The sequence below is a fragment of the Bradyrhizobium sp. USDA 223 genome (genome assembly GCF_044909005.1).
Classification (GTDB): Bacteria; Pseudomonadota; Alphaproteobacteria; order Rhizobiales; family Xanthobacteraceae; genus Bradyrhizobium; species Bradyrhizobium yuanmingense.
In genome coordinates this window covers 7,262,501-7,277,995 of the sequence record NZ_JBIYDR010000001.1, presented here as the reverse complement: position 1 = coordinate 7,277,995, position 15,495 = coordinate 7,262,501, and the positions used below count along the sequence as shown (strand labels likewise).

At 65.0% G+C, this 15,495-nt stretch carries 15 protein-coding genes (1 of these 15 running past the window's edge); 9 read left to right on the top strand and 6 right to left on the bottom strand.

The annotated features are described in order from the left end of the window. Window positions 1-26: 26 nt before the first annotated feature. The 4 genes from ABIA40_RS33885 to ABIA40_RS33870 form a co-directional block, all read right to left on the bottom strand. Window positions 27-1,898, bottom strand: coding sequence for an AMP-binding protein (locus ABIA40_RS33885; RefSeq protein WP_271546046.1), 1,872 nt, complete (start codon window positions 1,896-1,898; stop codon window positions 27-29). A gap of 43 nt (window positions 1,899-1,941) precedes the next feature. After that, entirely contained in the window at window positions 1,942-2,748 is an 807-nt protein-coding gene (locus ABIA40_RS33880; RefSeq protein ID WP_271546048.1) for an enoyl-CoA hydratase/isomerase family protein, read from the bottom strand. A gap of 192 nt (window positions 2,749-2,940) precedes the next feature. After that, on the bottom strand, window positions 2,941-3,699 hold the full coding sequence (locus tag ABIA40_RS33875) for an SDR family NAD(P)-dependent oxidoreductase (RefSeq protein WP_024337318.1): 759 nt from the start codon (window positions 3,697-3,699) through the stop codon (window positions 2,941-2,943). Window positions 3,700-3,768: 69 nt separating this feature from the next. Further along, window positions 3,769-4,422 carry a TetR family transcriptional regulator gene (locus ABIA40_RS33870; protein WP_404545579.1) on the bottom strand — a complete coding sequence of 218 codons (654 nt, stop codon included), beginning with the start codon at window positions 4,420-4,422 and terminating at the stop codon, window positions 3,769-3,771. 149 nt (window positions 4,423-4,571) lie between these two features. Between ABIA40_RS33870 and ABIA40_RS33865 the strand changes: the two genes are divergently transcribed. Both ABIA40_RS33865 and ABIA40_RS33860 read left to right on the top strand, forming a co-directional pair. Further along, window positions 4,572-5,744 (top strand): acetyl-CoA C-acetyltransferase, encoded by a 1,173-nt coding sequence (locus tag ABIA40_RS33865; RefSeq protein ID WP_109142268.1) that lies wholly within the window; start codon window positions 4,572-4,574, stop codon window positions 5,742-5,744. Window positions 5,745-5,861: 117 nt separating this feature from the next. Continuing rightward, the gene (locus tag ABIA40_RS33860) at window positions 5,862-7,406 is read left to right on the top strand and encodes an acyl-CoA synthetase (RefSeq protein WP_404545577.1); all 1,545 of its coding nucleotides are present in this window, start codon (window positions 5,862-5,864) and stop codon (window positions 7,404-7,406) included. A gap of 128 nt (window positions 7,407-7,534) precedes the next feature. Here the strand turns inward: ABIA40_RS33860 and ABIA40_RS33855 are convergent, their stop codons facing one another. Beyond that, entirely contained in the window at window positions 7,535-8,077 is a 543-nt protein-coding gene (locus ABIA40_RS33855; protein ID WP_404545575.1) for a methylated-DNA--[protein]-cysteine S-methyltransferase, read from the bottom strand. 136 nt (window positions 8,078-8,213) lie between these two features. Between ABIA40_RS33855 and ABIA40_RS33850 the strand changes: the two genes are divergently transcribed. Beyond that, window positions 8,214-9,032, top strand: coding sequence for an alpha/beta fold hydrolase (locus tag ABIA40_RS33850; RefSeq protein ID WP_275497676.1), 819 nt, complete (start codon window positions 8,214-8,216; stop codon window positions 9,030-9,032). Between the two features lie 2 nt (window positions 9,033-9,034). Then, window positions 9,035-9,847 (top strand): alpha/beta fold hydrolase, encoded by an 813-nt coding sequence (locus ABIA40_RS33845; protein ID WP_404545572.1) that lies wholly within the window; start codon window positions 9,035-9,037, stop codon window positions 9,845-9,847. Window position 9,848: 1 nt separating this feature from the next. Here the strand turns inward: ABIA40_RS33845 and ABIA40_RS33840 are convergent, their stop codons facing one another. Beyond that, window positions 9,849-10,304 (bottom strand): carboxymuconolactone decarboxylase family protein, encoded by a 456-nt coding sequence (locus ABIA40_RS33840; protein ID WP_271546516.1) that lies wholly within the window; start codon window positions 10,302-10,304, stop codon window positions 9,849-9,851. Window positions 10,305-10,404: 100 nt separating this feature from the next. Between ABIA40_RS33840 and ABIA40_RS33835 the strand changes: the two genes are divergently transcribed. The 5 genes from ABIA40_RS33835 to ABIA40_RS33815 all read left to right on the top strand — a co-directional run. Then, window positions 10,405-11,304 carry a sigma-70 family RNA polymerase sigma factor gene (locus tag ABIA40_RS33835; RefSeq protein ID WP_404545570.1) on the top strand — a complete coding sequence of 300 codons (900 nt, stop codon included), beginning with the start codon at window positions 10,405-10,407 and terminating at the stop codon, window positions 11,302-11,304. Window positions 11,305-11,443: 139 nt separating this feature from the next. Next, on the top strand, window positions 11,444-12,121 hold the full coding sequence (locus tag ABIA40_RS33830; RefSeq protein WP_404545568.1) for a GntR family transcriptional regulator: 678 nt from the start codon (window positions 11,444-11,446) through the stop codon (window positions 12,119-12,121). Between the two features lie 162 nt (window positions 12,122-12,283). Further along, window positions 12,284-13,084 carry a phytanoyl-CoA dioxygenase family protein gene (locus tag ABIA40_RS33825; RefSeq protein WP_404545566.1) on the top strand — a complete coding sequence of 267 codons (801 nt, stop codon included), beginning with the start codon at window positions 12,284-12,286 and terminating at the stop codon, window positions 13,082-13,084. Between the two features lie 153 nt (window positions 13,085-13,237). Beyond that, window positions 13,238-14,551 (top strand): NAD(P)H-dependent oxidoreductase, encoded by a 1,314-nt coding sequence (locus ABIA40_RS33820; RefSeq protein ID WP_404545564.1) that lies wholly within the window; start codon window positions 13,238-13,240, stop codon window positions 14,549-14,551. A gap of 178 nt (window positions 14,552-14,729) precedes the next feature. Beyond that, window positions 14,730-15,495 carry the 5' portion of a TRAP transporter substrate-binding protein gene (locus ABIA40_RS33815; protein ID WP_157287597.1) on the top strand. The gene runs 323 nt beyond the window's last position, so only the first 766 of its 1,089 coding nucleotides appear in the window; it begins with the start codon at window positions 14,730-14,732; its stop codon lies off the right edge, out of view.

The following is a 15,495-nucleotide window of genomic DNA, read 5'->3' as shown; positions in this document are numbered from 1 at the left end:
AATGACGAGGGGAGAGAGTTGCGCTCTCATTTCAGCACGATCACATCTTCATCCGGCTTGTCCGCATAGAGCCGCTCCACCAGCGCCGCGCGGCGTTCCAGGCCGGCGCGCTGGTTGATGTAGCCCTTGTCGGTGAGCTCGTTGCCGTCGATCGAAGGCGGCTCGACCATCAGCATCGCGCGCGCGATGACCCGGCTGCTGGCGCCTTCGCACTCACGGTTGTGGGCTTCCAGGCCGCGCCTGAAGCAGGCGATCACCTCGGGATGCTTCACCGCATCGGTAAAGCTCAGATCGGGATTGCCGGCCAGCTGGCGGCAGGCGTGCAGGTTCGGCCAGGCCAAGAGGCCGATGAAGGGACGGTCCTGCCCCGCGACCAGCGCGTCGTGCACCACAGGCGTCGCTGCTGCGATCGCATCGGTCCGCAGAGAGCCGACATGCACGAACGTGCCGGTGGTGAGCTTGAAGTCTTCCACCACGCGGCCGGCAAAGATGATGCCTTGCACCGGATCGGCATCGTCGACGAAGATGCCGGCATCGCCAATGCAGTAGAATCCTTCCTCGTCGAACATTTTCCTGGTCAGCTCCGGCTGGCCGAAATAGCCGGGCGTGACGTTGACGCCGCGCAGGCGCAATTCGTACTTCGAGCCGCAAGGCACCATCTTCAACTCGACGCCTGGGAACGGCAGGCCGATCAGGCCGACGCGCTCGGTGTCCCAATAGGTGCCGGTCGAGGTCGGCGCGGTCTCGGTCGAGCCCCAGCCGGTATAGAACACGATCCGCTCTCCGGTGGTCTTTACCGCCAGCGCTTGCATGCGCTCGTAGAGATCGTCAGGCAGGCGCGCGCCGCCATAGGCCATGATCGAGAGGTTCTTGAAGAATGAGCGGCAAAGCGCGTCGTCCTTCTCCATGGCGGCGGCGAGCGCGGCATAGCCGGCGGGCACGTTGGCGTAATAGGTCGGCGAGATCTCGCGCAAATTGCGCAGCGTCTCCTCGAACTGGCCCGGCATCGGGCGCCCGTCGTCGATATAGAGCGTGCCACCGTCGACCAATATTGGATGGAACGCGGCATTGCCGCCCATGGTGTGGTTCCAGGGCATCCAGTCCAGCATGGTCGCAACAGGCCCGTTCGGATCGCGCGGCCGCACCTGCATCATCATCGCCGCATTGGCGCACATCATCTCCTGCGTGTTGATGACGGCCTTGGGCATGCCGGTCGAGCCCGACGTGAACAGCAGCTTGCCGATGGTCTGCGGCGTGATCTTCGCGATCGAGGCCTCGACATCGGCCGTGACGGGCGTTGCTGCGAGCTCGGCAAAGCTGACGCTCTTGATGCCCTCGCAGGGCCGCGCGACGTGGACCACGGTGACGCCGCTGAGGTCGAGCGCCTTCAGCGCCTTCTCGAAGGTCGGTCCGTCCTGCACCATCAGTACGGCCGGCTTGATCAGGTCGAACAGATACTTCAGCTTGACGTGGTCGTGGCTCATCAAGGAGTAGGCCGGCGATACCGGCGCTGCGGGGACGCGCGCCTGCATCGCAGCCTGCGTCATCAGCGCATGCTCGATCGAATTGCCCGAGAGGATCGTGACGGGCCGGCCGCCGAGCTCGAGATTGAGCAAGCCTTGCGTCAGCGCGTCCACGATGCGCTTGGCTTCGCCATAGGACACCTTGCGCCATTCGCGGTTCGGACCGCCGCGCTGCGCCAGCCAGATGCGCTCGGGCGCTTCCTTCGCCCATTTCGCCAGCGACGCCGGAATGTGCTTCTCATAAGGCTGCAGCGGAATGCGCGACTTCAGCACCACCGTGCCGTCGGCGCGGCGCTCGACGTCGATGTCGCGCGCGAGCCACTGGACCTTGCGAAAGGCGGGCTTCGTCATCACCGCTGCCGCGCTTCCACTCATTTTGCGTCTCCCGGAATTACTGTCCTTTGCGGATCGTTCTCGTTCAGCGCCTGATATAGACAGGCTTTCGCTTCTCAAGGAAGGCCCTGATGCCTTCCGAAAACTCCTCCGAGCGGCTGCACAGGACCTGGTTGCGATCCTCCATCGCAATCGCGGCTTCGAGCGAGCCGGCATCGACGCTCATGTTGAGGCATTCCTTGGATAGCCGTAGGCCCACGGGCGAGGCCGTCATCATCGCCTCGACGTAAGGCCCTGCCGCGTCATCGAGCTTGTCCTCGTCCACGAGCTCCGAGACGAGGCCGACCGCGAGCGCGCGCTCCGCTCCGATGAAGCGCCCGGTGAGGATCAGCTCGGATGCAACGGAGACGCCGACGAGGCGCGGCAGAAAATAGCTGGTGCCGATGTCGCAGCCGCCGAGACCGAGCTTGATGAAGGCACAATTCATCCGCGCCGATCTCGTCGCGATGCGCATGTCTGAGGCCAGCGCCAGCGCAAAGCCGCCGCCGGCGGCCGCGCCCTGCACCAGCGCCAGGATCGGCTGCGGACAGCGCCGCATCAGTATCACGATGTCGGCGATGCGCCGCTGCGAATCCAGCGACTCCGTGACGCCCGGCGGCTCCTGCTGCCCGGCCCGGCGCTCCATCGCGGCTTTGAGATCGAGGCCGGCACAAAAATTCCTGCCGGCGCCCTTGAGCACGACGACGCGCGTGTCGCGATTGCGTTGCAGGCCCTGGAAATAATCGTTGAGCGCATCGATCAGCGCGGGATCGAGCGCGTTGAGGTGCTCGGGCCGATTGAGCGTCACCCGGTCGACGCCGTCGTCATGCTCGATCAGCAGCGGTTGGGACATGAGGCTCGTACCTTCGTGCCACACAGAGACCGTCTCCCACCCTCCCCTGGAGGGGGAGGGTCGATCGCGCGCAGCGCGAGCGGGGTGGGGTGACAGTCTCTCCCCACCGAACAGTGCCCGAGTGGAGAGATCACCCCACCCCGGCGCTTCGCGCCGACCCTCCCCCTCCAGGGGAGGGTAAGAGAGAGCCGCCTACCTTGGCGCCATCCTGATCGCGCCGTCGAGGCGGATGGTCTCGCCGTTCAGCATCGGGTTCTCGACGATGTGCACCGCGAGCATGCCGTATTCGTTGGCATCGCCGAGACGCGAGGGATGCGGCACCTGGGCGCCCAGGCTCTTGCGGGCCTCTTCGTTCAAGCCCATCAGCAGCGGCGTGAAGAACAGGCCGGGCGCAATGGTGTTGACGCGGATCTTCTGGCTGGCGAGATCGCGCGCGGCCGGCAGCGTGAGGCCGACGACGCCACCCTTCGAGGCCGAATAGGCGATCTGGCCGATCTGGCCTTCGTAGGCGGCAACCGAGGCAGTGTTGATGATGACGCCGCGCTCTTCGCCGATCGGCTCCGCAGTGACGAGGCGCTCAGCGAACAGACGCAGACAGTTGAACGTGCCGATCAGGTTGACGTTGATGATGCGCGCGAACTTTTCGAGCGGATAGACACCGTCGCGGCCGACGATGCGCTGCGAGCCGCCGATGCCGGCGCAGTTCATCAGCACGCGGGCGACGCCGTGTGCGGCTTCCGCTTTGGCAATCGCAGCCTTGATCTGCTCCTCGCTGGTGACGTCGGCGTGCAGCGCGACGCCCTTCACTTCGGCGGCCACCTTCTCGGCGTTTTCCTTGCTCTGATCGATCACGCCGATCTTGGCGCCCTTGGCGGCCATGGCGCGGGCGGTCGCGGCACCAAGGCCCGAGCCGCCGCCGGTGATGAGAACGGCTACGTCTTTCAACTGCATTTTAGAACCTCTCCTTGTTGTGGCGAATGGCGAATAGCGAGTGGCGAATGGAGCCTGCGGCCCAATTCGCTATTCGCCATTCGCCATTCGCTCGTTCAGTATGCCGCCGCAGATCAGCGTTTCCATGTGCTTGATGTATTGCCGGCAAACATCATCGGTGACCGGGCCGACGCCGGTCGCGCGGGACATCGCGTGCCGGCCGAAGAACAGGTGATCGCAGGCGCCGATCAGGCTGGTGTAGAACAGCACCGGATCGGTCGGGCGGAATTCGCCGCGGCTGACGCCTTCCGCCAGCAGGCGGCGGTGGAAGTCCAACAGCGGCGCAACGAAGAATTTCGAGACTTCGTCGGCGGAGCTCGCGCTGGTCTCGTGCAAGAGATAGTGGATCAGCCGGTTCATGTAGGGGAACCGATGATAGGCGCGGATGATGCCGGCGACATGCAGCTTCAGCTTCGCCGTCGACGTGATCGGCTGCGCCAGCAGATATTCGAGGTTGGTCATCTCGGTCGCGGCATCCCGCGCGAGCAGCGCCAGCAGCAGGCCGTCCTTGTTGCCGAAGTGATATTTGACCAGGGCCGCGTTGGCGCCCGACTTCTGCGCAATGTCGGAGAGCGAGATCTCAATCGACGAGCGCTCGATCATCAGCTCGCTCGCGGCCACCAGCAATTTCTCTGCCGTGGAATTTTTCCCGCTGGGGAGCCTGTTCGGTACGCTGGTCGCCACGGAGATCCCTGTTTGGCCGCTGGAGCGGGCGCAGATAAGCGCAAGCAGCGCCTCATCACAAGAGTTAATTGATCGATTGACTAAACGATCTTCGGCCCCTTAAATCCGTCCCCGACAACTAACCCAATCAGAATCCAGGGAGAGACCGAATGGCCGAGGCTTACATCGTCGCCGCAGCGCGTACCGCCGGCGGGCGCAAGGGGGGCCGCCTCGCCGGCTGGCATCCGGCCGATCTCGCCGCGAAGGTGCTGGACGAGCTGGTCGACCGCACCAAGGTCGATCCGGCCCAGGTGGAGGACGTGATCATGGGCTGCGTCATGCAGGTCGGCGAACAGTCCAACAACGTCGCGCGCAACGCGATCATGGCCTCGAAGCTTCCGGAAAGCGTGCCGGGCACCTCGATCGACCGCCAGTGCGGCTCCTCGCAGCAGGCGCTGCACTTCGCCGCGCAGGCGGTGATGTCGGGTGCGATGGACGTCGTGATCGCGGCCGGCGTGGAGTCGATGACGCGGGTGCCCATGGGCCTGTCGTCGCAGCTTCCGGCCAAGAACGGCTTTGGCAATTACAAGAGCCCGGGCATCGAGAAGAAGTATCCGAACATCGTGTTCAGCCAGTTCACCGGCGCGGAGATGATGGCCGAGAAGTACGGCCTCTCCAAGGATGAGCTCGACCAGTACTCCTACGACAGCCATCAGCGCGCGATCGCGGCGACGCAAGCAGGTCACTTCAAGAAGGAGATCGTGCCGCTCGAGATCACCCGCGCCGACGGCAGCAAGGACACCCACCACATCGACGAAGGTATCCGCTTCGATGTCACGCTCGACGGCATCAAGGGCGTCAAGTTGATCGCCGAGAACGGCAAGCTCACCGCAGCCAGCGCCAGCCAGATCTGCGACGGCGCCTCCGGCGTCATGGTGGTGAACGAGAAGGGCCTGAAGCAGCTTGGCGTCAAGCCGCTCGCCCGCATCCATCACATGACCATGACCGGCGGCGATCCCGTGATCATGCTCGATGCTCCCCTGCACGCCACCAAGCGTGCGCTGGAGAAGGCCGGCATGAAGATCGGCGACATCGACCTGTTCGAGGTCAACGAAGCCTTCGCCTCGGTGCCGACCGCCTGGCTGAAGACCACGGGTGCCGATCCGGAGCGTCTCAACGTCAACGGCGGCGCCATCGCGCTCGGCCATCCGCTCGGCGGCTCCGGCACCAAGCTGATGACGACGCTGGTCCACGCCCTGCACCAGCGCGGCAAGCGCTATGGCCTGCAGACCATGTGCGAGGGTGGTGGCATGGCCAACGTGACGATCGTGGAGCGGCTGTAAGAAAAGCAAAAGCGAGTAGCGAGTGGCGAGTAGCGAATGGTGACTAGGCGAAGAGCGGTTTGCCCTTCTTCCCTATTCGCCACTCGCTACTCGCCATTCGCGTTTTGAGGAAACGCCATGACCCACCCCTGTATCCACGCCAAGACGACGCCCGACAAGATCGCCTACCAGATGGCCGGGACCGGCAAGGCGATCACCTATCGCGAGCTCGACGAGCTCTCGAACCAGGGCGCGCAGCTGTTTCGCTCGCTTGGCCTCAAGGCCGGTGACCACATTGCGCTGTTGATGGAGAACCGGCTCGCCTTCATGGAGCTGTGCTGGGCGGCACAGCGCAGCGGGCTCTATTACACCGCGATCAGCCGCTACCTGAAGCAGGACGAGATCGATTACATCATCGCCGATTGCGGCGCCAAGGTCGTGATCACGACGCCGAAATGCGCCGACCAGATCAAAGGCCTGATCAAGGGCACGCCCGGCGAGCCGATCTTCTACATGATGGACGACCCGCTGCCCGGCTTCCGCTCCTACGACAAGGAAGCCGCCGCGCAGCCGACCACGCCGATCGCCGATGAGGTCGCAGGCTACGACATGCTGTATTCGTCGGGCACCACCGGCCGCCCGAAGGGAATCAAGAAGGCTTTCGAAGGCAACAGGATCGACGTGCCGAACGCCTTCCTGCGCGTGCTCTGCGCCGACATGTGCGGCATGAATGCGGAGAGCACCTATCTGTCGCCGGCGCCGCTCTATCACGCAGCGCCCCTGCGCTTCAACATGATGGCGATCGTGCTCGGCGGCACCTCCATCATCATGGAGCACTTTGACGCCGAAGAGTTCTTGAAGCTGGTCGAAAAGTACAAGGTGACGCAATCACAGCTGGTGCCGACCATGTTCGTGCGCATGCTGAAGCTGCCGGACGAGGTGCGCACGAGGTACGACGTCTCCACCCTGAAGGGCGCGATCCACGCCGCCGCGCCCTGCCCCATCGACGTCAAGGCCAAGATGATCGAATGGTGGGGGCCGATCCTGATCGAGTATTACGCCGGGTCTGAAGGCAATGGCGTCACCGTCTGCAACTCGCAGCAATGGCTGGAGCACCGCGGCAGCGTCGGCCGCGCAGTGGTCGGCAAGATCAAGATTCTCGGCGAGAATGACGAGGAGCTGCCGGTCGGCGAAATCGGTACCGTCTATTTCGCCGACGCGCCCGCATTCACCTATCACAACGATCCCGAGAAGACGAAGAAGGCCTACAACGCCAAGGGTTGGTCGACCCTCGGCGATGTCGGCTATCTCGACAAGGACGGCTTCCTCTATCTCACCGACCGCAAGTCCTACATGATCATTTCCGGCGGGGTGAACATCTATCCGCAGGAGACGGAGGACGTACTGATCACGCACCCTGAGGTGGCCGACGTCGCGGTGTTCGGCGTGCCGAACGAGGAGATGGGCGAAGAGGTCAAGGCGGTGGTGCAGCCGCACGACATGAGCCGCGCCGGCAAGGCACTCGAGGCCGATCTGATCGATTATTGCAAGAGCCGCCTCTCCGCCATCAAATGCCCGCGCTCGATCGATTTCGAAGCCGAGCTGCCACGCACGCCGACCGGCAAGCTGGTGAAGCGGCATTTGCGCGATCGGTATTGGCCGAAGACAGCGGCGAAGATTTAGGGAGAGCGGCCGCTCTCAACACCGTCATGCCCGGGCTTGTCCCGGGCATCCACGTTCTTTGTACCGCAAAGGAAGACGTGGATGGCCGGGTCAAGCCCGGCCATGACGCCGAGCAAGCTTTGGTATCTTCAATCGAACAGGCTCGGGGTGTGGTTCACCAGCGCGCCTTCGATCTCGAGCATCTTCAGCTTCGTGACCACGCCGCCGTTCGCGGAGAAGCCCCCGGGCTTGTTGCCCGCCGCCAGCACGCGATGGCAGGGCACGACGATCGGGCACGGGTTGCGGCCGAGCGCCTGGCCGACGTCGCGGGACAGCTGGACGCCGCCGAGCTGCTTGGCGATGTCGCCGTAGGTGACGGTCTTGCCGGGTGGAATCGCGCGGGCGATCGCGTAGACGCCGCGGTTGAACTCGGGCACGCCGTCGAGGTCGAGCGGAATATCGGTGAGATCATCCGGCTCGCCGGCGAGCAGTCTCGTCATGCGGTCGACCGCCTGTTGCACCTCGGCGGTCGGCTCGGCCTCAATGGCGTCAGGATGGCGCTGGCTGATGCGGGTGCGGATCTTCTGCTCGCCGCCCATCGGCAATTGCGTGCCGTTGATGCCGCGCGGGCCCCAGGCGATGGCACACAGGCCGATCTTTGTGTCGAACAGGGCAAAATGCTGGTCGGTCATGACTTGGTTCCTGGATTGCTTTCGTTGCAGGCCCCCACTTTGATGTCGTGCCAAATCTAGGCTTGGAAATAGTTGCGATCCACCCGGTTTCCGGGAATCTTGCACAGGCGTTCCAATCCTCTCCCGCGAGTCCATAATGCAGAGCCTCCACGTCAACGGTTACGACATGCCCTATCTCGACGTGGGCGAAGACAGGGGCCGTCCGCCACTCGTCTGCGTGCATGGATCGCTGAATGACTTCCGCGTCTGGGGCTGCGTGCTCGGGCCGCTGACGCAGCGGCACCGGGTGATCGCCGTCAGCCTGCGGCACTTCTTCCCGGAAAAATGGGATGGGGTCGGTGACACCTATTCGATCGCCCAGCACGCCAGCGACGTCATCGCCTTCATCGACAAGCTCGACCTCGGGCCGGTCGATTTGATGGGCCATTCCCGCGGCGGGCATATCTGCTTCCGCGTGGCACAGCAGCGGCCCGATCTGTTGCGACGGCTGATCCTGGCCGAACCGGGGGGCGAGCTAGATGCCAGCCTTGATCCGGATTACGTCGGCGGCCCCTCGCCGCTGCTGGCGCGCTTCACCGCCTCGGCCGAGAAGATCGCCGCCGGCGATGTCGACGGCGGCCTTGCCGTCTTCGTCGACACGCTGGAAGGCCCCGGCACCTGGCCGCGATTGCCCGCGATGGTGAAGCAGAACCTGCGCGACAATGCCTATACCCTGATCGGCCAGGTCCGCGACAGCCGCCCGCCGTTCTCTAGGGCGGACGCGGAGGCGATCAAGATGCCGACGCTGTTCATCCTGGGCGCGCGGACCAAGGGCCTCTTGCCGAAAGTGCTGCATGCGCTGGCCGCCCATGTGCCTTATTCCAAGACGGCGATCATCCCGAACGCGACGCATCCGATGTTCGAGCAGGCGCCGCAGAAATTCTCCGAAGTGGTTTTGGATTTTCTGGCGAGCTGACCATGCAAAGCTTCCACGTCAACGGTTACGATATGGCCTATCTCGAAGTCGGTGAGGGTCCGCCGCTGGTCTGCGTGCACGGCACACTCGGCGACTTCCGCACCTGGTATTCGGTGCTCGGTCCGCTGTCGAAATCCCATCGCGTGATCGCGGTCAGCCTGCGGCACTTCTTTCCCGAGCATTGGGACGCCGTCGGCGACGACTACAAGATGGCGCAGCACGTTGCCGATACGATCGCCTTCATCGAGCAGGTCAAGCCCGGCCCCGTCGACCTGATGGGCCATTCGCGCGGCGGCCACATCGCCTTCCGCGTGGCGCAGGCGCGGCCCGATCTGTTGCGCAAGCTGGTGCTCGCCGAGCCCGGCGGCGATCTCGACGTATCCCTGCCTGTGCCGGCAGGCACGCCCGCGCATCCGCCGCTGGCGGCGCGCACCGCGCGGTCGGTCGAGATGATCCGCGCCGGCGACCTCGAGGGCGCGGTGCGGAATTTCTACGAAGGTATCGAAGGCGACGGCTCCTGGCGGCGCGTGCCGGCTGCGGCCAAGCAGCAACTGCGCGACAACGCGCTCACCTTCCTCGGCCAGATCAACGAGCAGCGCCGGCCCTACACGCTCGGCGATGCGCAGGCGATCAGGACGCCGACGCTGCTGATCGGCGGCGGCGCCACCACCGGCAGCCTGTCAGTGATGTGGCGCGTGCTGGCCGCGCACATCGCGGGCGCCGAGACGGCGGTGATCGCGAACGCCGGCCACTGGATGTTCGAGCAGGCGCCGCTCGAGTTCGGCGAGGTGGTGAGTAGGTTCCTGGCGAAGTAGCTCACACCTTCCACACGCCGACGGGCATCTTGATCGTCGCGTTCAAGCGGTTCCACACGTTGATCGTCGCGATCGCAAGAATCAGGGTGGCGAGCTCGCGCTCGTCGAAGTGCTTGGCGGCTTCATTCCAGATCGCATCGGGCACCGGATCCTCGCGATCGGCAAGGCGCGTGGCGGCTTCGGTCAGGGCCAGCGCGGCGCGCTCGGCATCGGTGAAGTAGGGCGCCTCGCGCCAGGCGGATACGGCGAACAGGCGCTCGTCGGTCTCGCCCAGCCTGCGGGCGACCTTCGGGTGCATGTCGACGCAGACGCTGCAGCCATTGATCTGGCTGGCGCGCAGGTGCACCAGTTCCAAGAGCTTTTCCGGCAGACCCTGTTTTGTCAGGTTGCCGAGGGACTGAAGGACATTCATGGCCTCCGGCAGGACCATGACAGGGTGTTTCATGCGGGCGTGCATCATGTTGCAACTCCATCTGTCGAATTTCGAAGGTTCCGGTCACATCGACTGGATTGGCTTCGTCATGGGCTTGACGGATCGCGACGAGGGAATGTGACCGATGACCGAAGAAAATTTTCTGACTGAGCAGTTCGAAGCGAGCAGGGACCATTTGCGTGCGGTCGCCTACCGCATGCTGGGCTCCCGCGCCGAGGTCGACGATGCCGTGCAGGAGGCCTGGCTGCGGGTCAGCCGCTACGACCTGTCCGACATCGCGAATTTGCGCGGCTGGCTGACCACGGTCGTTGCCCGTATTTGCCTCGACATGCTGCGCGCCCGGAAATCGCGCCGCGAGTATCCGATGGGTCCGCACGTACCCGAGCCGGTCGACGATACCCGCGAGCGCGAAGCGGAGATGGCCGATTCGGTGGGTGCGGCGCTGCTGGTGGTGCTGGAAACGCTGCAGCCCGCGGAGCGGCTCGCCTTCGTGCTGCACGACATGTTCGCCGTCCCGTTCGAGGAGATCGCGCCGATCGTCGGCCGCTCGGTCGATGCCTCGCGGCAGCTGGCGAGCCGCGCCCGGCGGCGCGTGCAGGGCGCACCGGTGCCGGAGACGGATCTGACGCAACAGCGAAGGATCGTCGATGCATTTCTCGAAGCCTCGCGCGGGGGCAACTTCGAAGGGCTGCTCGCGGTGCTGGATCCCGACGTCGTCTTCCGCGCCGATCTGGCGGCGGTGCGGCTCGGCTCGCTGGCGGAGGTCCGCGGCGCCGAGGCTGTCGCGCAGCTCTACAAGGGCCGCGCCCGGGCGGCGCGCACGGCGCTGGTCGATGGCGAGATGGGTGCTGCCGTCATCCTCGGCGGACAGTTGCGGGTCGCGCTGCGCGTGACGTTCGTGGGCGAGCGGATCGGCGCGATCGAGGCCGTCGCCGATGCGGACGACATCGCCGCGATGGAGGTGCAGGTGCTGGATGGCTCAGATCCGGACCCGTTGTCGCGAAAACAACCCCATGCACAGTAGACGGACTTAGGAAAATCAACAGCTTACCCGGGTGACATGAAGCCATTGGGATCGCCCCAGATACGGCTTGACGCTCTACTTGGCCGAGCGTAAGTTCGAATACGGAATTCCGTATTCCGATAAGCTTGGAGCTGCCGGCGTGATCCCTCTCGACCCGCTCCCGAACCTGATCGACCAGGTCTATGCGCGGATCCTGGAGGCGATCTCTGACCGCACGCTTCGGCCCGGCCAGCGCATCCGGCAGAACGAGCTCGCCGATCGGCTCGGCGTGTCGCGCCAGCCGGTGTCGCATGCGCTGCATCTGTTGCATCGGCAAGGCCTGGTCGCCGAGAGCGGCCGCCGCGGCTTTGAAGTGACACAGCTCGATCCCGCGCGCATCCGTCAGCTCTACGAGGTGCGCGGCGCCATCGACGCGCTGGCGGCCGGGCTGGCCGCTCAGCGCGCGGCCAGCGACGCAGCGGGACGCGCGCGACTGGAGGCAGCGCTCGCCGCCGGGCGCCGCAGTGACCGCAACACGATTCTACCCGAGCTCATCACCCTCGATGTCGATTTTCACCGCGCGATCTATCAGCTCGCCGGCAATCCCGTGATCGAGGAGGCCATGGCGCCGCAATGGCCGCACATGCGGCGCTCGATGGCGACAGTGCTCTCCGAGCTCGATTATCGCGCCAGCGCCTGGGCGGAGCATGCCGATATTGCCGGACATATTCTCAGCGGCAACGCGACGGCGGCCGAACGCGCCGCGCTCGCGCATGCACAGACGGCGGGACGGATGACCGAGGAGAGATTGCGGGTGACGGAAGAGGCGGCGGCGTAGCACGCCGTCATTCCGGGGCGACGCGACGGGACCGCGCGAAGCGCGGCCCGGGAGCGTCGAGCCCGGAACCCATCGGGCGGCAGAGACTGCGGAGGAATGGATTCCGGGCTCACGCTTCGCGTGCCCCGGAATGACAAAACAAAGCAAACAGGAGGACGACCCGTGAAACTGTCCCAGGAGCAATTGGAGTTCTTCCACCGCGAGGGCTGGCTGTTCCTGCCCGAGCTGTTCGCCCAAGAGGAGGTCGACCTGCTCGCGCGAGAGGCGGTCGCCATTTACGATGCCAACCGGCCCGAGGTCTGGCGCGAGAAGAGCGGCGCGCCGCGCACCGCCTTTGCCGCGCATGTCTACAACGAGGCGTTCGCGATCCTCGGCGCGCATCCGCGCATGATCGAGCCGGTCGAGCAGGTGTTCGGCGAGCCCGTCTACATGCACCAGTTCAAGATCAACGCCAAATCGGCCTTCACCGGCGACGTCTGGCAATGGCACCAGGATTACGGCACCTGGAAGCGCGACGACGGCATGCCGGAGCCGCGGGCGATGAACATCGCGATCTTCCTCGACGAGGTGATGCCGATCAACGGCCCCCTGATGCTGGTGCCGCGCAGCCAGAATGCGGGCGATCTCGAGGCTTCGCACGATCTCGCCACCACCTCCTACCCGCTGTGGACGCTGGACGAGGATACGGTGACGCGCCTCGTCAAGCAGGGCGGCATCGTCGCGCCCACCGGCAAGCCCGGCGGCATGCTGATGTTCCACGGCAATCTCGTGCACGGCTCCAGCGGCAACATCACGCCCTATCCGCGCAAGATCGTGTACCTGACGCTGAATGCGGTCTCGAACCATATCCGCACACCGACACGACCGGATTACATCGCGCATCGCGATTTCACGCCGATTAAGACGGTCGACGACGACGCGCTGCTGCGGCTGGCACGGACACCGCGGCAGGCGGCGGAGTAACCTGTCATTCCGGGGCGACGCGGAGCGTCGAGCCCGGAATCCATCGGGCCGCAGTGCTTGTGGAGAAATGGATTCCGGGCTCGCGCTTCGCGCGCCCCGGAATGACGAAGTTTGACAGTGTCACCTCACAGCCATAGCGATCTCGGACCCCCCATGAACCTCTTCCGCCTCCTGCAAGCCCGCGCATCCGCCGGCAAGCCCGTCCGTGTCGCGCTGATCGGCGCCGGCAAGTTCGGCTCGATGTTCCTCGCACAGGTGCCGCACACGCCGGGGCTGGAGGTGCCCATCATCGTCGACATCGACCGCGACCGGGCCCGCGAGGCCTGCCGGACCGTCGGCTGGAGCGCCGAGCGCATCGCCGCGACCGTGTTCACCGATGACGGCGTGCGCGCCATCGCCGGCGGCGCCATGGACGTGGTGGTGGAGGCGACCGGCAATCCCGCCGTCGGCATTGCCCACGCGCGCGCCGCGATCGCGGCGGGCAAGCATATCGTGATGGTAAATGTCGAGGCCGACGTGCTGGCGGGCGCGCTGCTCGCCGACGAAGCGCGCAAAGCCGGCGTGGTCTATTCGCTCGCCTATGGCGACCAGCCGGCGCTGACGGCGGAGATGGTCGATTGGGCCCGCGCCACAGGCTTTCACGTCGTTGCCGCCGGCAAGGGCACGAAGTACCTGCCGGCCTATCACGACGTGACGCCCGACGGTGTCTGGCAGCACTATGGCCTGACCGCGGGCGAAGCGCAGTCGGCCGGCATGAATCCGCAAATGTTCAACTCTTTCCTCGACGGCACCAAATCGGCGATCGAGATGGCCGCGATTGCCAATGCCTGCGGCCTCGACGTGCCCGCGGAGGGCCTGGCGTTTCCGCCGTGCGGCGTCGACGATCTGCCGCATGTCATGCGGCCGCGCTCGCGCGGCGGCGTGCTGGAGCGATCCGGTGTCGTCGAAGTCGTCTCCTCGCTCGAGCGCGACGGCAGGCCGGTGTTTCGCGATCTGCGCTGGGGCGTCTATGTCGTGCTGGAAGCACCGAACGACTATGCCGCCGACTGCTTCCGGCAATATGGACTGAAGACCGATGCCAGCGGACGCTTCGCCGCCATGTACAAGCCGTATCACCTGATCGGGCTCGAGCTGAACATCTCGGTGCTGTCGGCCGCGCTACGGGGCGAGCCCACCGGGCAGCCTTACGGCTTCCGCGGCGACGTCGCCGCCGTGGCCAAACGTAACTTGCGTGCCGGGGAGGTGCTCGACGGCGAAGGCGGCTACACGGTATGGGGCAAGCTGATACCGGCGGCCGCGAGCCTCAGGGCCGGGGCCCTGCCGATCGGGCTCGCACATCGCCTCAAGCTTAAGCACGACGTCGCCCATGGCACGTTGGTACGCTGGAGCGATGTCGAATTCGACCCCGGCAACGAAACGGTGAAGGCACGCAGGGCCATGGAAGCCGCGTTCGCGCCGCAGCATTGATCGGCTTGGCAGGCGCACAACCAAAGCGAGCTTGATTTGCTGTTCCCCTTTCGTCATGCTGCCTGCGATCCGGGAACATTGAATTTCGGACACCAAGAAACGTCGGCCACCGGCGAAGATGAAGCGGCGTCAAGACCGCGATCCCTCGTCGAGGACACGACACCGCAGGAGGGAACGCATGGAACGTCGTAAATTTCTGACGGCAGGCGGACTGGGCCTTGCCGCAAGCGCAATTGCAGCGCCGGCTGTCGCACAATCAATGCCCGAGGTGAAATGGCGGCTGGCGGCGAGCTGGCCGAAATCACTGGATACGCTCTACGGCGGCTGCGAGTATTTCTGCAAGCGGGTCGCGGAGATCACCGACAACAGATTCCAGATCCAACCCTTCGCGGCCGGCGAAATCGTCGGAGGCCTGCAAGTGCTCGATGCCGTGTCCAACGGCACCGTCGAAATGGGCAACACGGCGCTCTACTATTATTGGGGCAAGAACCCGGCATTCACCTTCGGCACCTCGCTGCCGTTCGGCCTCAATACGCGTCAGCACATTTCCTGGCTGATATGGGGCGGCGGTCAGGACATGCTCAATGAGCTCTTGAAAGAGCACAACGCGATCGGCGTGCCGACCGGCTCGACCGGGGCTCAGATGGGCGGCTGGTTCCGCAAGGAGATCAAGACCGTCGATGATCTCAAGGGCCTGAAATTCCGGGTTGGCGGCTTCGCCGGCACCATTGTCGCAAAGGTCGGGGGCGTGCCGCAACAGATCGCGGCCGGCGACATCTATCCCGCGCTGGAGAAAGGGACGATCGACGCTGCCGAGTGGGTCGGTCCGTATGACGACGAGAAGCTCGGCTTCGTCAAGGTGGCGAAGTACTACTACTATCCCGGTTGGTGGGAAGGCACCGGCCAGGGCCACAACATCATGAACCTCGAGAAGTGGAATGGGC